The organism is Geodermatophilus sp. SYSU D01105, from assembly GCF_054050095.1.
In genome coordinates, this window is the sequence record NZ_JBJGYR010000009.1 from 188,433 (window position 1) to 210,636 (window position 22,204).

At 75.5% G+C, this 22,204-nt stretch carries 20 protein-coding genes; 12 read left to right on the top strand and 8 right to left on the bottom strand.

The window, feature by feature from the left end:
* From ACI79I_RS11025 to ACI79I_RS11045, 5 genes are all read left to right on the top strand, one after another.
* Complete coding sequence (locus tag ACI79I_RS11025) at window positions 1–237, top strand: hypothetical protein (RefSeq protein WP_456992376.1); 237 nt, start codon at window positions 1–3, stop codon at window positions 235–237.
* Window positions 238–284: 47 nt separating this feature from the next.
* Window positions 285–2,213 (top strand): peroxidase family protein, encoded by a 1,929-nt coding sequence (locus tag ACI79I_RS11030; RefSeq protein WP_456992377.1) that lies wholly within the window; start codon window positions 285–287, stop codon window positions 2,211–2,213.
* 13 nt (window positions 2,214–2,226) lie between these two features.
* Entirely contained in the window at window positions 2,227–3,186 is a 960-nt protein-coding gene (locus ACI79I_RS11035) for a trypsin-like serine peptidase (protein WP_456992378.1), read from the top strand.
* 1 nt (window position 3,187) lies between these two features.
* Window positions 3,188–4,114: a hypothetical protein gene (locus ACI79I_RS11040; RefSeq protein ID WP_456992379.1), complete on the top strand. Its 927-nt coding sequence runs from the start codon at window positions 3,188–3,190 to the stop codon at window positions 4,112–4,114.
* Window positions 4,115–4,273: 159 nt separating this feature from the next.
* Window positions 4,274–6,157, top strand: a complete 1,884-nt coding sequence (locus ACI79I_RS11045) for a M28 family peptidase (RefSeq protein WP_456992380.1) — start codon at window positions 4,274–4,276, stop codon at window positions 6,155–6,157.
* A 49-nt stretch (window positions 6,158–6,206) separates the two neighbouring features.
* On the opposite strand, the gene ACI79I_RS11050 is transcribed toward ACI79I_RS11045, so the two are convergent.
* Both ACI79I_RS11050 and ACI79I_RS11055 read right to left on the bottom strand, forming a co-directional pair.
* The gene (locus ACI79I_RS11050; RefSeq protein ID WP_456992381.1) at window positions 6,207–6,965 is read right to left on the bottom strand and encodes an AfsR/SARP family transcriptional regulator; all 759 of its coding nucleotides are present in this window, start codon (window positions 6,963–6,965) and stop codon (window positions 6,207–6,209) included.
* A gap of 89 nt (window positions 6,966–7,054) precedes the next feature.
* On the bottom strand, window positions 7,055–7,258 hold the full coding sequence (locus ACI79I_RS11055) for a hypothetical protein (protein ID WP_456992382.1): 204 nt from the start codon (window positions 7,256–7,258) through the stop codon (window positions 7,055–7,057).
* A 232-nt stretch (window positions 7,259–7,490) separates the two neighbouring features.
* On the opposite strand from ACI79I_RS11055, the gene ACI79I_RS11060 reads away from it, so the two are divergent.
* Complete coding sequence (locus ACI79I_RS11060; protein WP_456992383.1) at window positions 7,491–7,952, top strand: Fur family transcriptional regulator; 462 nt, start codon at window positions 7,491–7,493, stop codon at window positions 7,950–7,952.
* On the top strand, window positions 7,949–10,168 hold the full coding sequence (gene katG / locus ACI79I_RS11065; protein ID WP_456992384.1) for a catalase/peroxidase HPI: 2,220 nt from the start codon (window positions 7,949–7,951) through the stop codon (window positions 10,166–10,168). Before ACI79I_RS11060 ends, katG begins: the two co-directional genes overlap by 4 nt.
* A gap of 124 nt (window positions 10,169–10,292) precedes the next feature.
* On the opposite strand, the gene ACI79I_RS11070 is transcribed toward katG, so the two are convergent.
* Both ACI79I_RS11070 and ACI79I_RS11075 read right to left on the bottom strand, forming a co-directional pair.
* On the bottom strand, window positions 10,293–10,883 hold the full coding sequence (locus ACI79I_RS11070; RefSeq protein WP_456992385.1) for an RNA polymerase sigma factor: 591 nt from the start codon (window positions 10,881–10,883) through the stop codon (window positions 10,293–10,295).
* A 150-nt stretch (window positions 10,884–11,033) separates the two neighbouring features.
* Window positions 11,034–14,078, bottom strand: a complete 3,045-nt coding sequence (locus tag ACI79I_RS11075) for a BTAD domain-containing putative transcriptional regulator (protein ID WP_456992386.1) — start codon at window positions 14,076–14,078, stop codon at window positions 11,034–11,036.
* 199 nt (window positions 14,079–14,277) lie between these two features.
* On the opposite strand from ACI79I_RS11075, the gene ACI79I_RS11080 reads away from it, so the two are divergent.
* From ACI79I_RS11080 to ACI79I_RS11100, 5 genes are read left to right on the top strand one after another with little or no spacing between them, the layout of a single operon-like run.
* A complete protein-coding gene (locus tag ACI79I_RS11080) occupies window positions 14,278–14,541 on the top strand; it encodes a hypothetical protein (protein WP_456992387.1) in 264 nt (87 codons plus the stop codon).
* A gap of 41 nt (window positions 14,542–14,582) precedes the next feature.
* Window positions 14,583–15,857, top strand: coding sequence for a cytochrome P450 (locus ACI79I_RS11085; protein ID WP_456992388.1), 1,275 nt, complete (start codon window positions 14,583–14,585; stop codon window positions 15,855–15,857).
* A complete protein-coding gene (locus ACI79I_RS11090; protein WP_456992389.1) occupies window positions 15,854–16,519 on the top strand; it encodes a hypothetical protein in 666 nt (221 codons plus the stop codon). The genes ACI79I_RS11085 and ACI79I_RS11090 overlap by 4 nt, the downstream gene beginning before the upstream one ends.
* Window positions 16,516–17,064, top strand: a complete 549-nt coding sequence (locus tag ACI79I_RS11095) for a hypothetical protein (RefSeq protein WP_456992390.1) — start codon at window positions 16,516–16,518, stop codon at window positions 17,062–17,064. The genes ACI79I_RS11090 and ACI79I_RS11095 overlap by 4 nt, the downstream gene beginning before the upstream one ends.
* Before the next feature lie 3 nt (window positions 17,065–17,067).
* The gene (locus ACI79I_RS11100; RefSeq protein ID WP_456992391.1) at window positions 17,068–18,471 is read left to right on the top strand and encodes a Dyp-type peroxidase; all 1,404 of its coding nucleotides are present in this window, start codon (window positions 17,068–17,070) and stop codon (window positions 18,469–18,471) included.
* 322 nt (window positions 18,472–18,793) lie between these two features.
* On the opposite strand, the gene ACI79I_RS11105 is transcribed toward ACI79I_RS11100, so the two are convergent.
* The 4 genes from ACI79I_RS11105 to ACI79I_RS11120 all read right to left on the bottom strand — a co-directional run bounded on the left by ACI79I_RS11105 (window position 18,794) and on the right by ACI79I_RS11120 (window position 22,063).
* On the bottom strand, window positions 18,794–19,246 hold the full coding sequence (locus tag ACI79I_RS11105; RefSeq protein ID WP_456992392.1) for a hypothetical protein: 453 nt from the start codon (window positions 19,244–19,246) through the stop codon (window positions 18,794–18,796).
* Window positions 19,247–19,399: 153 nt separating this feature from the next.
* Entirely contained in the window at window positions 19,400–20,059 is a 660-nt protein-coding gene (locus ACI79I_RS11110; RefSeq protein WP_456992393.1) for a response regulator, read from the bottom strand.
* Complete coding sequence (locus ACI79I_RS11115; protein WP_456992394.1) at window positions 20,056–21,240, bottom strand: sensor histidine kinase; 1,185 nt, start codon at window positions 21,238–21,240, stop codon at window positions 20,056–20,058. The genes ACI79I_RS11110 and ACI79I_RS11115 overlap by 4 nt, the downstream gene beginning before the upstream one ends.
* Before the next feature lie 289 nt (window positions 21,241–21,529).
* A complete protein-coding gene (locus ACI79I_RS11120; RefSeq protein ID WP_456992395.1) occupies window positions 21,530–22,063 on the bottom strand; it encodes a hypothetical protein in 534 nt (177 codons plus the stop codon).
* Between the last annotated feature and the right edge of the window lie 141 nt (window positions 22,064–22,204).

Here is a 22,204-nt window from a genome sequence, read left to right on the forward strand (position 1 = left end):
GTGAGCGGACCGCAGGAGACCGACGGCGACGCCGTCCGCGTACCGACCGAGCAGGTGGACGGCGTGATCGACCTGCGGGACGTCGTCGACCGCGTGCGTGACGGTGCCGCGGCGCGCGCGGCCCGGGCCGGGGACGGCGCGGGGACCCGCGACGACCGGGACGCCCTGACCCGTATCAGCGAGCTGGCCGCCCAGCTCTCCGAAGAGCTGGCCCGGCTCGGGCCGCTGGACCCGTGAGGCACCTGCGGCAGCGCACGGCCGATCCCCACCCCCGAGGAGGCACCATGACCAAGGCGCCCACGACCGCGGCACCCCCGACCCGATCCCCCAGGGCCGTGCCGAGGGCGGGTCAGCTCCGGACCCGGGCACCCGGGACGACGGCGCGGACGGCCGCCGCCACGGTCCCGGACGGCTACCGGCCAGGTCTGCCGTGGCGGGTCCTGCGCGCGGCGGCCCGGGCACTGGACCGCGTGTTCGGCTGGGACCGGCTGCCCGTGCCCCTGGGGCTCGCGGTGATCGCCGGCCTCCGTGAGGCGCTGCGCCGGCACAACCTGCACGACACCGGCGTGCTGCCGACCACGCAGGCCCCGCCCGTCCCCCCGTTCGACCCGCAGGTCCTGACCTCGCGGACGGTGGACGGCAGCTACAACGACCTCGCGGTCCCGGCCGCGGGGATGGCCGGCTCCCGCTTCGGGCGCAACGTCCCCCTCACCGCGGCCCGCCGGCCGGCGCCGGCCGAGGTCGTCGAGCCCAGCCCGCGCGAGGTCAGCCGGCAGCTGATGACCCGGGACGAGCTCATCCCCGCGACGTCGGTCAACGCGCTCGTCGCCCCGTGGCTGCAGTGGATGATCCGGGACTGGTTCAGCCACGGGAAGAGCCCGACCGAGGACCCGTGGCGGGTGGAGCTGGCCGACGACGACCCGTGGCCCGAGCGGCCGATGCTCATCATGCGCACGCCCGAGGACCCGACCCGCCCCGACACCTCGTCACCGCGGACGTCGGTCAACACCTGCACCCACTGGTGGGACGCCTCGCAGGTCTACGGGGTCACCGCCGAGCAGCAGCGCGAGGCCCGGGCGTTCGAGGGCGGCAAGCTGCGCGTCGAGGCCAACGGGATGCTGCCGACGCCCAGGAGCGACCACCCGACGCTCGAGGAGCCGGGGTTCTGGCTCGGCCTGGTGCCGCTGCAGACCCTCTTCACGCGCGAGCACAACGCCGTGTGCGACATGCTGGCCGGCGAGTTCCCCCGGTGGGGCGACGAGGAGCTCTTCCAGCGCGCCCGGCTCGTGGTCGCCGCGCTGACCGCCAAGATCCACACCGTCGAGTGGACGCCCGCCGTCATCAGCCACCCCACCACGGTCGCCGCGCTGCGGGCGAACTGGTGGGGCCTGGCCGGAGAGCGCCTGAGCAACGTGTTCGGCCGGCTCAGCGACAGCGAGCTGGTCAGCGGCATCCCGGGGTCGCCGACGCGGGACTACGGCGTCCCCTACTCCCTGACCGAGGAGTTCACCGCCGTCTACCGCATGCACCCGCTCATGCCCGACCTGTTCGACCTGCGCTCGCACGTGGACGACCGGCGGCACCGGGACGAGCCCTACAGCCTGCAGGAGCTGGCCGGCCCGGGGTCCCTGGCCGTGCTGGACACCGTGCCGATCGCCGACCTGCTGTACTCCTTCGGCACGGAGCACCCCGGGGTGGTGACCCTGCACAACTTCCCGAGGGCCCTGCAGGAGTTCCACCGACCGGACGGGAAGGTCATGGACCTCGCCGCCGTCGACATCCTGCGCCACCGCGAACTGGGCGTCCCCCGCTACTGCGAGTTCCGGCGGCTGCTGCGGATGCCGGCGCCGGCGACCTTCGAGGAGCTCACCGGCGACCGCGACCTCGCCCGGCAGGTGTCGCGGCTCTACGGCGGGGACGTCGAGAAGGTCGACCTCATGGTGGGGCTGTTCGCCGAGCGCCTGCCCGAGGGGTTCGCGTTCAGCGACACCGCGTTCCGCATCTTCATCCTCATGGCGTCGCGCCGGCTCAACAGCGACCGGTTCCTCACCCGGGACTTCACCCCGGCGGTCTACACGGAGCCCGGCATGGCGTGGCTGGCGGAGAACACCATGGCCTCGGTGATCCTGCGCCACCACCCGGAGCTGCGGGCGGCGATGCGGTCGGCGCCCAACGCGTTCCTGCCGTGGCAGCGTCCCGGCCTCGGCACCTGAGGAGGACACGACCATGGTGGCGATCGGGGTGCACGACCGGCTCCTCGCGATCCGGGAGCGGTGGGAGGCCAGCGAGGAGCAGCGCAACGCCGCCCGGGAGGCGGTCGACCGGCGGGACCTGGGCCTGGTCAACAGCCCCGCGGACCTGGACGAGCGCCGGGAACGGCTGCGGCGCCGGCACCTGAGGCTGGAGGGCATCGTCGACCAGGACGACTCGGTCTGGCTGAGCTTCTTCGACTGCGGGCTGAGGGCCGCCCGGTCGGTCGGCCGGGTCGTCGAGGCGCCCGTCCGCCGGCCGGTCCGGCCCGTCGGGACGGGCTCGCTGGTCACCGACCGCCTCCTGCTGACCAACCACCACGTCATCCGGACGCCCGAGGAGGCTGCCGGTATGGCCGTGGAGTTCGCCTACGAGTACGACGAGGACGGCCGGCCGCGGGCCGAGGACCGGTGGCCGCTGGCGCCGGACGACTGCTTCGTCACCGACCCCGACCTGGACTACACCGTCGTCGCGGTCGTCGAGCGGGACGGCCGGCCGCCCGGCGCGACGTACGGTTCCATCCCGCTCATCGGGCAGACGGGCAAGGCCGTGATCGGCGAGGTGCTCAACGTGATCCACCACCCGGCGGGCGAGCGCAAGCGGGTCAGCCTCCGGTTCAACCGGATGGTCGCGGAGGACGACCTCTGGCTCCGGTACGAGAGCGACACCCGGGAGGGCTCCTCGGGGGCGCCGGTGTTCAACGACCAGTGGGAGATGGTCGCGCTGCACCACGGCGGGATCTCGGCGACCGACGACGAGGGCTTCGAGCTGACCCGCGACGGACGGCGCTGGACCGAGGACCTGGGCGAGGACGCGCTGGCCTACGTCGGCAACGAGGGGGCCCGGGTCAGCCGGATCGTGCGCAGCCTCCGCGCGGTCGACGTGCCCCCGGGGCAGGCCGCGCTGCTCGCCCCGATCCTGGGCGGGGGGCAGTGAGGTGGTCGCCCCCACGCTGGTGTTCCTGCACGGCCGGGGCCAGGAGTTCAAGGACCCCGCGACGCTGCGGCGCAAGTGGCTGGCCGCCCTGAACGCGGGGCTGACCGCGGCCGGCGCTCCCCCGCTGGACGCCGGGCGTGCGGTGCTCCCCTTCTACGGCAACGTGCTGTACGAGGTCACCGCAGAGTCGGCGGGCAGGGCGCTCCGGCTGGAGAGGACACGGGACCCCGACGAGCCCGGGCCGTTCCACCCGGCCACCCCCGCCGACGTCGGGGCCGTGGAGCGCGAGCTGCTCCTCGACCTGGCGCACCAGGCCGGGATGGCGGTGCCCCCGCCGGACGAGCCACCCCCGGCAGTGGAGCGGGCGCCGGGGAGCGGGCGGCTGCGCGAGGAGGGGCTGCGCGACCGCATCCTGTCCTGGGGCGTGGCGCGGGAGCTGCTCGTCTCGCTGGCCAGGCGCTCACGGGTCGACCAGCTGGTCATCGCCTCGCAGCTGCGCGACGTCGCCATCTACCTCAGCTCCGGCCGGGACGAGGTCCTGCGGGCCGTCCGGGGGGCCGTCCCGGACGAGGTCCCGCTGGTGCTGGTCTCGCACAGCCTGGGCACGGTCGTGGCCCGGGACCTGCTGCACGACGCCGACGTGCGCCGGCGGACCACGCTGTGGGTGACGCTCGGGTCGCCGCTGGGCCTCGAGGCCGTCCAGAACAACCTCCTCGACCGCGGCCGCCGGCACCCCGGCATGGAGTGGCTGACCGCCTACGACGTCAACGACGTCGTCGCCCTCGGCCACCCGCTGGCGAAGTCCTGGGGTGCCCCGTTGACCGACGTCGAGGTCGAGAACGACACCGATCCGCACGCGATCGCGCGCTACCTGGGCCACGCGGAGGTCGCCGGCCCCGTCGGGACCGCGGCCGCCGGCTCCGCCTGACCCCGGCGCGCCCGCGCGGCCCGGGGACGCGCCGTCGCCCGCTGCCCCCGGGTCGACGGTGACGACCGCGTGACGGTGTCCCCGGATGCTGCAGACCGGCGCCGGTCCCCCGTGGTCGGGAGGTGGCCGGGTGCGCCCGCCCCGTCACCAGGAGGAACGATGGACCCGCTGACCGGCACGGTGGTCTTCCACGACATCGGGGGCACGCTGGCCTCGGCCGTGCTCTCCCCGAGCGGCGACCGGATCGACGCCCTGACCGTGTACCCCCACGTGCCCGAGGCGCTCGGCGCGCTCCGGGACCGCGGTGCGCGCCTGGGGGTCGTCTCCGATCCCGGTCCGGTGCCTCCCGACGACCTCGACCGGGCCCTCGGGGCCACCGCCCTCCGGGACCTCCTGGAGCCCTCCCTGGTGCTCCACGGCCCCAAGGACACCCCGCGCGTCTTCGAGCAGGCCGTGGAGCGTGCCGGCGGAGCCGAGCGGGTCGTGTTCGTGGGCGAGGACGCCGGCGAGCGGGCCCAGGCCCTGCGGGCCGGGCTGCTGGTCGTGCCGCACCCGGCGCTGGTGGCGGCCGTGCTGGACGGCGGAGCCCCCCTGCGCTACCTGCGCGTCACGGTCCCCCCCGAGCACGCGGGCGGGGACTGGCGCTCGGCGCTGCGGGACCTGCCGCTGGTGCCGCTGCACGTCGCGGGCCCGGGCGGGACGACGGTCTACGCGATCGGGACGACGCCGGCCGCCGCCCGGCTCGACGACCTCGGCTTCCGCGTGGACCGCCTCGGCGCCGAGGACGCGCCGCTGACCACGGAGCTCTACCTCCTGCGCGACGACCGCCGGACCGACAGCGGCTTCCTCGTGCCCGACGGCAACTCCGCGGACGTCTTCGCGACCGGCCCCGCGGCACACGCCGTCCTCACCTCGACCGACGAGGGCCTCGTGGTGGCCGTCCCGGCGGGCCGGTCGGTGGAGGACCACCACCTCTCCGCGTCCCGGCACGGGCACAACCTGAAGCTGACGCCCGCCGCCCCGGTCGTCGAGCCCGTCGACGTGCGCGCGGACCTCGCCGCCAGCGCCGCCGCCCCGGCGCTGCGCCCCGAGGAGCAGGAGGTCCTGGCGTGCAGGATCCGCGCGCAGCACCTCACCGACCACCTCGCGCGCTACACCGGGGCCGCACCGGCCCCCGGGGGTGCGGTCATCTCCAGCCGGCACATCCAGCACCCGGACAACGCCGCGGCCGTCGCCACCCTCGTCGCCGACCTGGAACGGATCGGAGCGGGGCAGTTCGTCCTCCGCCGGCACCGCTTCGCGCACGAGGGCCGGCAGCTGGAGAACGTCGAGGCCGAGCTGCCCGCGAGGGAGCGCGACGGTGTCGTGCTGGTGACGGCGCACATGGACTCCACCGGGGCGCTGCACCCGGGGTACCGGCCCGGGACCGACCCCGCTCCGGGAGCCGATGACGACGGCAGCGGCATCGCCGGGGTGCTCGCCGCGGCCGACGCGGTGCAGGCGCTGGACGCGCGGTTGCGCGTGCCCCGCCGGGCCGTGCGGTTCGTCCTGTTCAACGCCGAGGAGCACGGTCTGGTGGGCAGCCTGGCCCATGCCCGCGACCAGGCCCTCCTCGGCACCTCGATCACCGCCGTCTTCCAGATGGACATGATCGGGTGGGACGTGCTGGCCGGGCGCACCTTCGAGCTGCACGCCGGGTTCAGCCCCTCCCCCACGGTCGAGGACCGGTCCCTGGCGCTGGCCCGGACGGTCGCCGCCCTCGTCACGCAGGTCTCCCCCGCGCTGCCGGCACCCCAGCTGTACCCGCACGACGGCGAGCGGGACCCCGCAGAGGCCCGCAGCGACCACTACAGCTTCCAGCTCCACGGCTTCCCGGCCTGCCTGGCCTCCGAGGACCTGTTCGCCGGCCCCGGGGCCGGCGCCCCACCGGCCGAGATGAACCCCCACTACCACACGCCCGCCGACGACCGGATCGACGCCGGGTACGCGGCGGACATCGCCCGCCTGGTCACCGCCGCCGCCTGGGTCGCCGCCACGCGCTGACCGCAGCCCCCGCACCCTGGCGGCCCGGACCGGCCCGCCGCGGGACAGGTCACGACGCGCGGACGCCCACCCGGCACGCGTGGTCGCGGGAGCCGGAGAGCCCGCGGACCAGGCGGGCCATGTGCTCGCCGGGCTGCACGCCGAGCTCGTCGGCGATCATCTCCCGGAACCGGTCGTAGGTCCGCAGCGCCTCGACGACGTTGCCCTCGGCGAGGTGCACCCGGATGACCGTCCGGTGCGCGGACTCCCGGAGCGGCTCGGCACGCACGGCGGCGTGGGCGGCCTGCAGCGCGTCGCCGTGGCGCCCGGCCACGGCCAGCCGGACGGCGGCCTGTTCGAGCGCGTGCATGCGCAGCTGCCGCAGCCGCTCCCGCTCGAGCAGGACCCAGTCGTCGTACCACCCGGGCAGCAGCTCGCCGGCCAGGCCGACGTCGGGGACCTCGACGTCGGCCAGGCAGGACCTCGGGTCGCGCACCCGCCGGGCCCAGTCCCCGAGCTCCCACACGTCGACCCGGACGCCGTCCGCCAGCGCGAGCGTGCTCCCGCTGACCTCCACCAGGCCGGGCGCCACCTTGTGCAGTCGCCACAGGGCCGACCGGAGGCTGCCGTGGGCGTGGTCCTCCGGGGCGTCCGGCCACAGGTGTCCGGCGATGGCCGTCCGGGGTGGTCGTCCGGAGAGGCAGATGTGCGCCACCAGGCGCTGCACACCCCGCGGCAGGTCCTCCAGCGACCGGTGTGAGGTGCCCTCACCGAGGCACAGGGAGAACCCGTCCAGCAGCGTGACCCAGGGGGCCGGGGCGACAGTCACGTGCAACACCTCCTCGCGCACCCCGGGACGGGGTGCAGGAGACGGCCGGTGCCTCGCAGCCGCGATGCTCGGAGCCCGGCGAAACGGTGTCAATCCGTGTCGGTCTGGTCACCCACGAACTCGTCGAGCCAGTGACCGACCGCATCGAGGACCTCACCCGGGGACGAGGCGACGGCGATCGTGCGGTCCTGCTCCGCCGCGTCGAGGCCCACCTCGACCACCCGGGCGCGGAACCCGTCGCCCCCCTCTCGCCACGCCCGCACGACGAGGGCTGCGCTCCGGTCGTCAGCCACGGCCACCCTTCGCTCGTCTCGACTCCGCAGCGTGAGGCTGCGGACGGTGAACGGGCAGATCGCGACCGCCCACCGTGCAGGGACACATCGTTGCCCGTGACCGCGCGTGAGTGCACTCCCCCGGCCGGATGACGTCGACCTGGACGCACACCGCACCGGCTCCCGCACGGACCGGACGGCGACCCGGCGCTGTTTCTTGACTTGGTCAAGGAAGGGCCGTCACGATGCCGCTGTGCCCGACACCGCAGACCTCGAGCGCGTCCTGCGCGCGGCCGGGCTGCGGGTCACCCGGCCACGCGTCGCGGTGCTGGACGCCGTTCGTGCGCAGCCGCACCTGGACACCAAGTCCCTGATCAGCGCGGCGCGCGCCCGCCTCGGCGCGGTGTCGCACCAGGCGGTGTACGACGTGCTGAACGCGCTCGTGGCCGCCGGACTCGTGCGGCGCATCCAGCCCGAGGGCTCCGACGCCCGCTACGAGGCCCGGGTCGGCGACAACCACCACCACGTGGTCTGCCGCGACTGCGGGGCCATCGCCGACGTCGACTGCACCACCGGCGCCGCCCCGTGCCTCACCCCTCCCACCGACGCCGGCTTCGTCATCGACGAGGCCGAGGTCCTGTTCTGGGGACGCTGCCCGTCCTGCGCGGCCGGCACGGCCCCCACCCTCCGCACCACACAGAGAGGCACACCGTGAAGGACGAGACCAACAAGGTCCAGACCGAGAGCACCAGCGAGAGCGAGAACCCGGCGATCCCGTCGCCGGAGGCGCACACCGACCGGCGACCCCGCACGAACAGGGACTGGTGGCCCAACCAGGTCGACCTGTCGGTGCTGAACAAGCCCTCGAGGGACTCCGACCCGCTGGGTGAGGACTTCGACTACAAGGCCGAGTTCGCGAAGCTGGACGTCGAGGAGCTCAAGCGCGACCTGCGCCAGCTCATGCGCACGTCGGTGGACTGGTGGCCGGCCGACTGGGGCCACTACGGCCCGCTGTTCATCCGCATGTCGTGGCACGCGGCCGGCACCTACCGCATCGCCGACGGTCGCGGCGGCGGCGGCCAGGGCGCACAGCGGTTCGCCCCCCTCAACAGCTGGCCCGACAACGCGAGCCTCGACAAGGCCCGCCGCCTGCTGCTGCCGATCAAGCAGAAGTACGGCCGCAAGCTGTCGTGGGCCGACCTGCTGGTGCTCGCCGGCAACGTCGCGCACGACGACATGGGCCTGCCCACCTTCGGCTTCGCCTTCGGCCGCGAGGACACCTGGCAGCCCGAGGAGGTCTTCTGGGGTCCGGAGGACACCTGGCTCGGTGACGAGCGCTACGTCGGCGACGACCCGCTCGACCTCGACGAGGGCCCGCTCGCCAACGTCACCATGGGGCTGATCTACGTCAACCCCGAGGGCCCGAAGGGCCGGCCCGACCCGCTCGCCTCGGCGCACGACATCAAGGTCACCTTCCGCCGGATGGGCATGACCGACGAGGAGACCGTCGCGCTGATCGGGGGCGGCCACACCTTCGGCAAGGCGCACGGGGCGGGCGACCCGTCGCTGGTCGGCCCCGAGCCCGAGGGCTGCCCGGTGCACGGCAACGGCCTCGGCTGGCACAACCAGTTCGGCACCGGCAAGGGCGCCGACACGATCACCAGCGGCCTCGAGGGCGCCTGGACCCCGACGCCGACGCAGTGGGACAACTCCTACTGGGAGACGCTGTTCGACTTCGACTGGGAGCTGACCGAGAGCCCGGCCGGTGCCAAGCAGTGGAAGCCGACCAACCCCGAGGCGCAGGAGCTCGTGCCCGACGCGCACATCGAGGGCAAGAAGAACCCGCCGATGATGTCGACGGCCGACATGGCGCTCAAGGTCGACCCCGAGCTGCGCCGGTACGCCGAGCGGTTCCGCAACGACCCCGAGTACTTCGCCGACCAGTACGCCCGGGCCTGGTTCAAGCTGCTGCACCGCGACATGGGCCCGAAGTCCCGCTACCTGGGCCCCGACGTGCCCAGCGAGGACCTCATCTGGCAGGACCCGGTGCCGGCGGTCGACCACGAGCTCGTCGGTGAGGCGGAGATCGCCGACCTCAAGCAGCGGCTGCTCTCCTCCGGGCTGACCGTGTCGCAGCTGGTGCACACGGCCTGGTCGTCGGCGGCGTCGTTCCGCAGCACCGACAACCGCGGTGGCGCCAACGGCGCGCGGCTGCGCCTCGAGCCGCAGATCAGCTGGGCGGTCAACGCCGGCGTCCGCGACGTCCTGCCGGTGCTCGAGCGGGTCAAGGGCGAGTTCGAGCAGCAGACGGGCAGGAAGGTCTCGCTCGCCGACCTGATCGTCCTCGGCGGCAGCGCGGCGGTCGAGAAGGCCGCCGCCGACGCCGGCGTCCAGGTCACCGTGCCCTTCTCCCCGGGGCGGACCGACGCGTCCCAGGAGCAGACCGACGTCGAGAACTTCGGCTGGCTCGAGCCGAAGGCCGACGGCTTCCGCAACTGGATCTCGCCGGGGACCAAGCTCCAGCCGGAGACGCTCCTGGTCGACCGCGCCTACATGCTCGGCCTGACCGCCAAGGAGATGACCCTCCTGGTGGGCGGCCTGCGGGTGCTCGGCGCCAACACCGGTGGCGTGCAGCACGGCGTGTTCACCGACCGGCCGGGCGTGCTGTCGCAGGACTTCTTCCGCAACCTGCTCGACCTGGGCGTCTCGTGGAGCACCTCGGCCGAGAGCGAGGGCGTCTACGAGGGCCGGGACGCGGACGGCAACGTCGTCCGCACGGCCACCGCGGCCGACCTGGTCTTCAACTCGAACTCGATCCTCCGGGGCATCGTCGAGGTGTACTCCTCCGACGACGCGCAGGAGAAGTTCGTGCAGGACTTCGTCGCGGCGTGGGTCAAGGTCATGGAGCTCGACCGCTTCGACCTGCGGTAGACACCACCTGTCCGGACGCCCCGGCCCGCACCCCGCGGGCCGGGGCGTCCGCGCGTCCGGGGTCCGCGCGGCCGACGTGCCGACCGCGCGGAGCCCCCCGACGAGGTGCTCAGCCCAGGACCGCTCAGCTCAGGACGAGGTCGTGCACCCCGACCTCGGCGAGCGCCTCCCGCAGGTGCGCGAGGATCCGGGCACGGGTCGGGCCGATGCTGCCGACCGGCATGCCGAGGCGGGCACTGATCTCCCGGTAGCTCACCGGAGGGCACAGGAGCAGCAGGTCCAGCAGCCGGCGGTGCCGGTCGGGCAGGTCGGCCAGCGCGGAGCGGACCAGCGCCACCTGCTCGTGCCGCAGCGCGGACGCCTCCGGGCCGTCCGGCTCGAGGTCCCCGGACGGGGTGCCGCTGCCCCAGGCCCGGTCCTCGTCGCCGTCCACGAGCCGCTCCCGGCCGTTCTGCCGGATGATCTCCAGGCACACCCGCCGGGCGGTCGTCTTCAGCCACCCCGCCACGTGCTCGGGCTCCCGGAGGTCGGCGACGTGCTCGACGAGCCGCAGCCACGTCGTCTGCACCGCGTCCGCGGCCTGCGCCTCGTTGAGGCGGAACCCGCGGATGACCGACCGCAGCAGGCCGGCGTACTCGTCGACGATCGCGTTCCAGGCCGCCTGGTCCCCCTCGGCGGCCCGCGTGACCAGCATGGTGACCCCAGCAGGCTCCATGTCCCGACCCCTCTCGTCCGCCCGGCGCACCACGCCGGCTGGACGGAGGTTCCGGGGGCCGCGCTAGCGGAGCGCCAGCGGGACGGCGGGCGGGCAGGATCGCTGGTCAGACGCACGGCGCGCGCCCGGGACCGGGTGCACGCGGGGTCGTCAGCGGCGGGCGGCCAGCTGCTGCGCGAGCGCGCGGGTCCGCGGCTGGGGTGGCACCCCGAGCTCGGCCAGCATCTGCTGGCAGCGCCGGAGCGCGCGGGAGGCGCCGACGAGGTCGCCGTCGGCCAGGTGGACGGCGACGAGGAGCTGGTGGGCGTCCTCCGCGCAGTCGTCGGCGCGCAGGGCGCGCTCGGCGAGGGTCCTGGCCGTCTCGGCGTCCCCCCGCGCGAGCAGCAGGTCCCCGGCACGGACGGCGCCGGCGACGAACCTGCTGCGCAGCCGGTCCCGCTCCCACTCCAGCCAGGCCCCGCCGGCCACGTCGGCGAGGAGGTCGCCACCCCAGAGGTCCGCCGCCCGGCGGTAGGCCACCAGGGCGGCGGAGGGCGCACCCTGCCGCTCCAGGCGGGTGGCCTCGTCCAGCGCGCGCTCGAACTGCAGCAGGTCGATCTCCAGCGCCTCGTCGGTCACCAGGTGCAGCACGGACCCGGCACTCCGGAGGAAGTACGGCGGGTCGAGGTCGCCCCGGTCGGGTTCGAGGACGTTCTGCAGGTAGGCGAGGGTGACCCGCAGGTTCCGGCCGGCCGCCACGTCGTCGAGGTCGGGCCACAGCTCCGCCGTGATGGCGGTGCGGGTCGGCCGGTCGTGGGTGAGCAGGTAGCCCAGGAGCTGACGCACCCGCTCCCGGCGGAGCTCGGGCGCGGTGACGGCCACTCCGTCGCGGCGCAGCTCGAGCGGGCCGAGGACGCGCAGCTGCAGCCGCGCGGCCGGCACCGCCGGGATCGTCCGCAGCAGGGAGCGGGCGGTGGCCGCGAGGTCCCGGCGGGCCGTCGCGGCCTGGGCCCGCAGGGACGCCCGGGCCGCGGGGCCGAGGTCCTCGACCAGCGCCCGCCCGGCGTCCTGACCGGCCGCCACGAGCCCCAGGGCCAGCTCGGTCACCCACGGCACCGGGAGGAGGGCGCGCAGCGCCGGCCAGGCGCTGGAGGGCAGCGCCGCGACCGCCGCCGTCGTCCCGCGCTCCCGCAGCTCGACGAGGGCGCGGGCCCCCGCGTGCAGGTCGGCGAGGGCACCCGGTGGCGGGTCGACGTCCCAGCGTTCCCGGACCTCGGGGGTCAGCACGTAGAGCAGGGGCAGCGCGACCGGGGACGCCCGGACGGCGGCCGAGTGGCGCCCGCCGCCGCGCGCCGTGATCGACCGCAGCGTGTCGGCCGCCCGGCGTTCGTCCCCCGTCGACAGCGCGTGGAAGGCCTCCGCCAGCGCCTCGGCGAGGGGCGCCCAGGCGACCGGGGACGCGCCGAGGATCGACCGCGACGTCGCGAGGACCCTCCCCGCCTCCTCCGGTCGGCCGAGGACGTCGAGCAGCGAGACCGCGCAGGTCGCCAGCTCCGGCGAGGTCAGCACCTTGGCCGGTTGCATGTCGGCGAGCAGGTAGGGCAGCAGCCGCTCCGCCTCGTCGAGGCGCCCCCGGAGGCGGAAGGACTCGAGGAGCAGGCACCGGGAGACGCCGTGCATCGTCGTCGCCGTGTGGGACAGCGACCGCCGGGCGAGGACCTCGCCGGTCGCGGCGTCCCCCAGTCGCAGCAGCACGAGCTGGGCGTGCAGCCAGTCCTGCACCGGGTTGAGCGTCGTCCCGGACACCAGACCCGGGGCCGCGAGCGCCGACCGGACCTCGTCGGTGGCGCGCGCCAGCACGCCCCGGAGGAGCGCGACGAACGCCGGCGCCCCCGGGTGTCCCTCGCCCGCCAGCTCCTCCAGCTGCTGCAGCAGGAACTCCATCCGCCTCCGGTCGTTGCGCCAGAACGCCAGCTGGACCAGCGCGTTCACGCAGGCGTAGCGCACACCGGGGGCGGCCTGGGCGTCGGTCAGCGCCTGCCCGAGCAGCTCCTCGGCCGCGGCCGGGCTCGTCGGCTCCGCCACCATGGCGGCGAGAAGCAGACCCTCGGGAGTCGCTCGCACGTCGCGCGGCAACCGGTGCAGCCACGACTCGAGGACGTCGGTCGGCACCAGCGCGGTGCAGCACTCGCAGACCTCGACGACCAGCCCGCGGACGTCGTCCCACGCGCGGGCGTCGAGCAGCAGCCCCATCGCCTCGTGGTACTGGCCGCGGCGGCGCAGGACGGCGGCCGCGGTCCGGCGCGCGCCGGCCACCTGGCCGGCGTCGAGGCGGTGCTGCAGGGCCGCGGCCCACAACCCGTGCAGCGACCACCACCCCGAGCGCGACCGCACGACCAGCGGCAGCCCCTCGAGGAGGGCCCGCAGGTCCACGTCCCGGCCGAGCAGCTCCGCGGCGATCTCCTCGTCCGCGCCGCCCACGGCGACGAGCAGCGCCAGGGCGGAGCGGCGCTCCGGGGACAGCTGGGTGAGCAGCTCCTCCCAGACGTACCCGCTGACCGCGAAGGGGCCGGCCGTGGCGGTCAGCTCGGCGAGGGCCGGCCAGCCGCCGACGTCGCTGAGCAGCTCCGGCGACACCCCGCGGGTCTCGGCGAACTCGGCCACCTCGTCGTCCCGGAACTGCAGGTCGGCCTCCCGCAGCACCACCGCCCCACCGCTGGCCACGAGGCGGGAGACCGACAGCGGCAGCGGCGGGCGGGAGGCGAGGACGAGGTGCCCGTTCCCCGGCAGCTCCTCGACGAGGTGGCCGAGGAAGCGGGCCGCCGGCGATCCCGGGGTCACCAGGTGGACGTCGTCGAGGACCAGCGCGACCTGGCGCGGCGCCGCGCTCCACAGGGCCTCGGCCACCGCGACGGCAGCCTGACGCGGGTCCTCCGGCACGGGGGCGCTGAGCCCCACCGCCGCGAAGGCGCCCGAGGCCAGGACCGACAGCGTCGTGTCGTCCCGCTGGCAGGTGAGCCAGCGGTCCTCTCCCGACGGGGAGAGCGCGTTCTCGCTCACGGCCTGCGCCAGCAGCGTGGTCTTGCCGAAGCCGGCGGGCGCCACGACCGCGGTGAGCGGGCGCTCGAAACGGCTGCGCAGCGGCCCCAGGAGCCGGGGCCGCACGATCAGGTGCCGGCTGGCGAGGGGCGGGGTGTACCTGAGCGCCCGGCTCATGAGCCGACTGTAGGGACCGGGCGACCGTCGGTACACCCGGATCCGTCGCCGCTGACGTCCCGCTGATCGGGGCTCCCGTCCCGGGCCGGGTGTATCAGCCGCGGGGATCGGTCCCTCTGTCCCACACCGACGCCGTGGGGAGCCCACCGCCGTCCCTCGGTCCCGGTGCGAGGGCGGGTACCCGGAGGGAGGTGGGCCGGTGAGCCGGAGAGATCGCCCTCGCTGGGACGACGGGCAGCTGATGGACCTCGCGCTCCGGGTGTCGGACGAGCAGGCCCGGGACGACGCGGCCCCGAGGTCACGGGCCCCGGTCCGTCGGCCGGCCGAGCTGTCGGTGGACGACGTCGTCGCGTCGGGACGAGCGGCCTACTGCTGGCTCGACGTGGTCGTCTGGTTGCGCGACGTCACCCGACACCCGAGGTGGGCCGCCGGAGTATCGACCGACCGCGAGCCGGGTCACTAGCTTGGCCGCTCCCCCGACCGGATCCGCGCGACCCAGGGGCGGTGATCCCCGTGCAGGTGTCCGAGGAACGCGCCGACGCCCCGCTCCCGCTGCTCGTCGACGAGCTCCGGCGGCGGGTGTCGGCCCGGCTGGCGCAGGTGCTCAGCACCAACCGGGTGGCCCGCCTCGGGCCGGTGCGCCGGCACTGGCCCCTGTCCCGCGTCGGTCGGTCGCTGGTCGTGGTGACGCGTCGGGCGGACGTCGACGAGGTGCTCGACCGCACCGAGGCCTTCGCCTGGCCGTACGCGCACCACCTGCCCGGGGCGTTCCTCCTCGGGTCCGAGCCCGCCGAGCACCGCCGGCAGCGCGCCGAGATCGACGCCGTGCTGCGCTGCACGGACGCCGGCCGCCTCCGGCGACGGACGGCGGCGGCTGCGGAGGCCCGGGTGGAGCACGCTCGCCGCACCGGACGCCTGGAGGTCGTCGCCGAGCTGGTGCAGCCGGTGTTCGACGACGTCCTCGACGAGTACGTCGGGATCCCCGGCCCGGACCGGGAGACCCGCCTGCAGTGGGGCCGCGACCTGTTCGAGCACATCTTCCTCAACCGCGGGGAGATCCCGTCCGTGGCGCAGCGGGCCGAGGTCGCGTGGCGGCGGTGGGAGGCGCACCTGACGTCCCTGGTCGAGGAGGTCCGGCGGACCCCCGGAGGGCCCGACACGCTGCTGCGGCGACTGGTGGAGCGGCAGGAGTCGGCTCCCGGCACCGCGCTGGACGACGCGGAGATCCGCGGCAACGTCATCGGGATGGCCATCGGCTGGCTGTGGCACGGCGCGCGGGCGGCGCTGCTCGGCATGGACGAGTTGCTGGACCGTCCCCCCGCCCTGGAGCTGGCCCGGCGGGCCGCGCGGGGCGACGACCTTGGGGAGCTGCGCCGCCTGCTGTGGGAGGTCTACCGGTTCCGGCCGGTCCAGCCGCGGCTGCCCCGCCGGTGCACCGCGACGACGACGCTGGCCGCGGGCACCCCGCGGGCCCGGCCCCTGACCCCGGGCACCGTGGTCCTCGTCGGCACGCACTCGGCGATGTGGGACGAGACCGCCGTCCCCGACCCGGAGGACTTCGACGCCACGCGGGCCGCGGCGCAGTACCAGGTCTTCGGAGGCGGTCCGCACCGGTGCCCCGGGGAGCACACGATGGGCATCCAGATCCCGGCGCTCCTGGCCCCGCTGCTGCGCTCGGCGGAGCTGCGGCGCGCACCCGGTCCCGCCGGGCGCACCCGCTGGGACGGGCTGTTCCCGGGTCGCCTCGAGGTCGAGCTGGGCGAGCGGAGCCGGCCATGAGGTACCGCTCCTTCCCGACGCCGGGCCGGGCCGCGGTCGTCGCCCGGGCCCGGCCGGACGCACCCGAGCCGGCGGTGTCCGGAGCGCCCCGGGCGGCCCCGCTGCGCCCCGACACCGCCGGCCGGGCGGGCATGATCACCGTGCTCACGGCGCTCCGGCCCCTCGGGGGCGTGCGCCTGCGGCTGCTGTTCGCGCTCACCGGCCGGATCCCGGCGCTCACCGGGCTCGGTCCGCTGAAGTCGGTGCACTTCATCCGGTGGACCGTCCTCCCCCGGCCGCCGCACAACGGGCGGCCACAGGTCGCCGAACGGCTGCCGCACGGGGTCCTGCTCTGGGAGACCGTCTACAGCGCGCCGACGGAGCCCTACGTCGAGACCTTCGTGCACGCGGTCGGCTCCAAGGTCCAGAACATCTGGCGCACCTCCGCCGGGTTCCCGGGCACCCGGTCGGTCACCGCGCTGGCGGGCTACATCGGCGAGCTGGCCGTCGCGGGCGCCCACTGCTGGGCGGCCCACCCCGAGGCGACCGTCCGCACCGTCCTCTCGGCGCTGGAGGTGGCCAAGGAGCACCGGCACCTCGCGCGCGCTGCCCGGACCACCACCGCCGAGGAGTTCGCGGTGCTCTACCGCGGCTTCCTCGCCCGACGAGAGGGGGACCTGTGAGCTCCACCTGGCCGGCCACCCCGCTGACCGTGCTGACGCCGGTGGTCCCCGGCGAGGAGGGCGCGCTGCGGGAGTCCCTGGCGCGGCTGCCCGCGGCCGGGGACAGCCCCTTCAGCCGGGTGGCCGAGACGCACTTCGCGCGCGTGGTCGTGCTCTCCGGGGCACCCTGGCGGTACCGGGGCCTCCCCCGCCGGACGCGGCCGCTGCGGATGCAGTACCTGCTGTTCACCAGCACCGCCAACCGCCCGCCCGAGCGGCACGTGGAGGACCTCCGCGACGGGTTGGGGCCCGACGCCGACGCGGTGTGGGGCCACTGCGTCGGCTATCCCGGACACGACCGTGCCGCCGAGTTCTGCCGCTACCTGCTGCACAACCGGCTGCCGGTCCACCGGTGGTTCGCCGCGTACGACGCCACGGTGCAGGAGGTCGGGGACGCCCTCGACCTCCGCCGCCGGCACGCGCGGTTCGCGGGGCAGACCCAGGGCTGCGACGACGTGGACCTGCAGGCGGCCTTCCTCACCGAGTTCGGCGACGGCGGGGCCTGAGCCATGGGCACCGGGCTCGACCTCGATGACGTCCAGGGCAACATCCTCAACGGCTACGGCTTCGGGCACGCCGTCCACCTGCTGCTGCACGCCGACACCGCCGAGGCGGCCCGGCAGTGCCTCCGCCGGGTCGCGGGGCGGGTGACGACCGCGGCCCGCTGGCCGCAGGAGGAGCGGCCCGACGCCACCCTCAACGTCGCGGTCACCTACCGCGGGTTCGAGCGGCTGGGGCTGCGGCCGGCGCTCCTGGCCCGGTTCCCCGAGGTGTTCCGCGCGTCGACCCGCGACCGGGCCGCCGAGTTGGGCGACGTCGGACCCAGTGACCCCCGGGGCTGGGACCGCCACCTCGGCACCGGCCACGTGCACCTGGTGCTGACCGCCTGCACGCGGGACCGGGACGCGCTGGCGCGGGAACGGGACCGGTGGCGCGGCGAGGTCGAGGCGGTCCCCGGCCTGACGGTCGCCGACGTGCAGGAGACGCACGAGCTGGCCCACCGGCGGGAGCACTTCGGCTACGCCGACGGGTTCTCCCAGCCCGACATCGAGGGCGTCGACCGGCCCAGCAGCCACCGGGCGCCCTGGGACAGCGGGGTCGGGGTCCCCCTGCCGGGCGGTGGCTGGCGGCCGGTACGGCTCGGCGAGTTCCTCCTCGGCCACCGCGACGAGGACGGTCAAGTGGAGACCGAGCCGCACCCGGACGTGGTCCGCAACGGCACCTACGTCGTGTACCGCAAGCTCGAGCAGGACGTGCCCGGCTTCCAGGCCCTCCTCGCCGAGGCGGCGCGCCGCACGGGGCTGGCCCCGGAGCTCGTGGCGGCGAAGGTCATGGGTCGCTGGCGCGACGGCACACCGCTGGAGACCCAGCCGTACCGCAGGCCTCCGGGCGACCTCAGCGACGTGGCGGTCGACCAGCCGGCCAACGACTTCCGGTACCTGCCCGACGACCGGGACGGTCACCGCTGCCCGCTGGGGGCCCACGTGCGCCGGGTCAACCCCCGGGACGCGCTGGACTTCGGCGGGGCGCTCCGGGACAGCGGCCGGCTGACCGCCCGGCACCGGATCATCCGCCGGGGGATGCCCTACGGGGACCCCTACGACCCGGGGGCCGACGGCGATGCCGGGCGTCGCGGGCTGCTGTTCCTCTGCTTCAACGCCGACATCGCCCGCCAGTTCGAGACCATCCAGGTGCACTGGTGCAACGACGGCGACACCTTCGGGCTCGGCGACGACCGGGACTGGTTCGTCGGGGGCGCCGAGGGGAGCGGGAAGATGACCATCCCGATGCCCGAGGGGCGTCCGAGGTTCGTCCCGGTGCGGCCCGACCTCGTGGTGACCCGGGGCGCCGAGTACCTGTTCGCGCCGGGCGTGCGCGCGCTGCACTCCCTGGCCGAAGGGGCCTTCGGGTAGCCGGAGGCGGGTGCGCATCGAGGTGTTGGCGTATCCGGCGGGCAGCGAGGTGCAGGGACGACCACTGGCCGGAGGGGTCGAGGACGGGTCCTCGTCGCGGCCCATGTGGACGTAGACGACGCAGTCCGCGGGGTCGTAGATCTTCATCGGTTCGCCTCGTCGGGGTCGCCTGCGGCACGGGACCCGGGGGTCCCCGCAGGCTGGTCGAGTTGTCGCCCTGGGCGCCGGACCGGCCGCCCGTGGTCCGGACCGACGGGAGGGTGCCGCTGATACCGACTGACAGCGGCACCCCGGTGCGCCGGGCACCGCCCCACGGCAGCCGCTAGCGGCGGAGGGCTCCCTCAGGGGGTCGCCGGTCGACGTCGGCGGTGCCGATCCGCAGGCCCGCGACCTCGAGCTCCAGGAAGAGGTCCTCCAGCCGCACGAAGCCACGGGGTGGGGGGCCGTCGTCCTCCCCGGTGAACGCGGGCAGGGAGCGGCGCTCCAGCACGTCGGTCGGCATCCGGATCCCCGCGACCGTGATCGACTCCGGGACCGGGGTGGTGCCCAGCACGGTGAGGGCCTCCGGCTCGGCGCACTTCTCCTCCACGGTGAACTGCACCGCCAGCTCCGACGTCACCCGGCCGTCGGTCACCTTGTGGCCGAGGCCGATGGAGGAGACGTTCGGATCGTCGAGGTAGCGCTCCCCCTCGGTCCGGATGAACCGGCGGAGACCGGTGAGCAGTGCCTCGTACGGCACGTCCGGGGACTGGCGACCGGGCTCCTGCGCGGACATGGGCCACTCCCGGGTGCGGTGTCGGGTGGAGAGCCGCGGCGGGGACCGGCCACTCCCCCGAGCCGGTGGCCGGTCCGCGCCTGCACCGGACGGAGCGCCGGGCGGGGCCTGCTGATACACGCGCAGCCGGCCGGTCCCCCTCGGAGGGCGGGCTCACGTCCCCGGGACGACGAGCCCGGTCTCGTAGGCGAGCACGACCAGCCGGGCCCGGTCCCGGGCGCCGAGTCTGGTCAGCAGCCGGGAGACGTAGGTCCGCGCCGTGGCCGGGGAGAGGAACAGCTCCCGGGCGATCTCCTCGTTGGACAGGCCCCGGCCCACGAGGGCGAGGACCTCCCTCTCCCGCCCGGTGAGCGCCTGCAGCGGCGTGTCGTCCACCGCGGCCTGCAGCCGGTCGGCCAGGGACCGCAGCACCGTCCTGGTGACCGCGGGCGACAGCAGCGACTCGCCCGCGGCCACGACGCGGATCCCCTGGCGCAGGTCCGTCGGCGAGACGTCCTTGAGCAGGTAGCCGGCCGCGCCGGCGCGGATGGCCTCGAACACGTGCTCGTCCTCGTCGAAGGTGGTGAGAACCAGGACGCGGACGTCACGCAGCTGCGGGTCCGCGACGACCGCACGGGTCGCCTGGAGACCGTCCATCTCCGGCATGCGGACGTCCATGAGGACGACGTCGGGGCGCAGTTCGCGGACGCGGGCCAGGCCCGCGCGACCGGTGCCGGCCTCGCCGACGACGGTGATGTCGCCGTCGCGCTCCGCGAGGGTCCGCAGCCCGGTGCGCACGAGCTCCTGGTCGTCGACGAGCACGATCCGGATCACGGGTCCAACCTCACCGGCAGCACCGCGCGCACCTCGAAGCCACCGGTCGCGCTGCGCCCGGTGGTGAGCTGCCCGCCGAGCACGGCCGCCCGCTCCCGCATGCCGGCCAGCCCCTGACCGCTGCCCGCGGACGACGGCCCTGCCGGGCGGCCTCCGGGACCGTCGTCGGTGACCACCAGCTCCAACCGGTCCCCACGCAGGGTGGCGGTGGCCGCCGCGTGGGTGGCTCCGGAGTGCCGGATGACGTTGGTGAGCGACTCCTGCACGATCCGGTAGGCGGCCGCCTCGACGGCACGGTCCAGGTGCCCCTCGCCGACGGTGACCTCGAGGTCCACCACGACCCCGGCCTCCCGGGCGGCGTCCGCGAGGTGCCCGAGCCCGGCGAGGCCCACCGCTCCGCGCTCGACGTCCCCCTGGGGGGAACGCAGGAGCTTCACCGTGGCCCGCAGCTCCCGCAGCTGGGCGGAGGTCGCCACCCCGATCTGCTCGACCGCCCGCCGGGCCACCTCGTCGTCGCGGCCGATGGCCTCCGCGGCGACGTTGCCGTGCAGGGCGATCACCGACATGGCATGGCCGACGGAGTCGTGCAGGTCCTGGGCGATGCGCACGCGCTCGGCCTGCAGCCGCCGCTCGGCCTCCCGGGCCTGGTCGGCGGCCGCCAGCGCCCGCAGCCGCTGCTGGGAGAGCCGGGCCTCCCGGCGGGCACGGACGCTCACGCCGAGTGCGATGGCCGCGGCGGCGAGCGCCACGTTGGTGAGCAACTCGTAGCTGAGCAGGTACGCGGTCGGCAGCCCCTCGGCGACCCGGGCCCAGGCGGCCACGGCGACGAGGACCGTCGCCGCTGCGACCGCCCAGCGGAGGACACCGACCTCGGCCGCGCGGTAGAGCGCGGCGACGGCCGGCAGGGCGATGCCGATGGGAGGCAAGCCGAGGGCGTAGTAGGCGAAGACGCCGAGGACGGTCAGCGCCAGGACCAGGCGAGGAGCGCGGCGGCCCGCCAGGACCAGGGCGCCGAACCCGACGGCGAACAGGTGGGCGCCGGGGGTGGCCCGGCCGGTCCCCTCCAGGTCGGCGGCGATGACCAGCGCCACGGCGAGGGTCTGCGTCGTCGCGAGCAGCAGGTCGGCCCGGCGTGGGTCCACCTCGCCGCCGCGCGCACGGCCGTCCCGGGGATCGGGCACGACGTCAGGGTAGGGAGCCCGGCGGGTCGGCGGACGTCCTCGCGCGTCGGCGCGGCGACCGCCCGCGGGACCCTCACCGTCGCGCGGACGACGACAGCCGGAGGCGGAGCCGGTGACCCGGATCGTCTCGCCGGTCGGCAGGTGCTGCACCCGCAGCTCGGGGCCGGGCGGGGTCGCGGTCATGCTGTCGGCTCCTCGCTCCGGGGCGACGACCGGGACGGGCCGCGTGGGACCCCGCAGCGGTGGACCGCGGGCCCGGTGCGGCACGGCGGCACGGACACGAGGGGGGTCACCGATCGGCCGCGACCGGCTCGGCCGCAGCCGGGACAGGGGCGGTCATCCGGACCCAGCGCAGCAGCGCGGTGAAGGTCAGCGCGGCGGTCAGCGCGCCGCCGGCCAGGCGCACCCAGTGGCCGGCGACGAACTCCCCGGCGACCTGACGCAGGTGCTCCGGCGGGTGCGTGCCGGGCGGGTGGACGAACATGATCTCGTTGCGCGGCCAGGAGAACAGCACCGAGAACACGCCGTCGCAGGCGACGAACACCGCGGCCGCGCCGAGGACCCACCACCGCAGTCGCGGCTCCCGCCACGTGGCCACGGTCGCCGCCAGGCCGCTGACCACCACTGCGGCGCCCAGGGGCGGGAAGTAGTCGCTGGGACCTGCCGCGGCCAGGAACTCCCGGGCCCGGTCCAGCGACGCCGGGGGGTCGCCGAAGACGTTCGGGTAGAGCACCACGGTCTCGGCGGCGACACCGCCGAAGGAGAGCATCGCGGTCCACACGACGGCGATGAGCGCCACCGTGGTGAGTCTCGTGCGCGACATCTCGGTGCGTCCTCTCGCTGGTCGTCCCGGCGCCCTGGCGGGTCGCCGTCGCCCAGCGACGCTAGGTGGCGCCGGTGCGCCGGTCTGCCGCCTGACGACGGCGACCGGGGTCGCTCCTCGACGTACGGCACCACGCTCCCG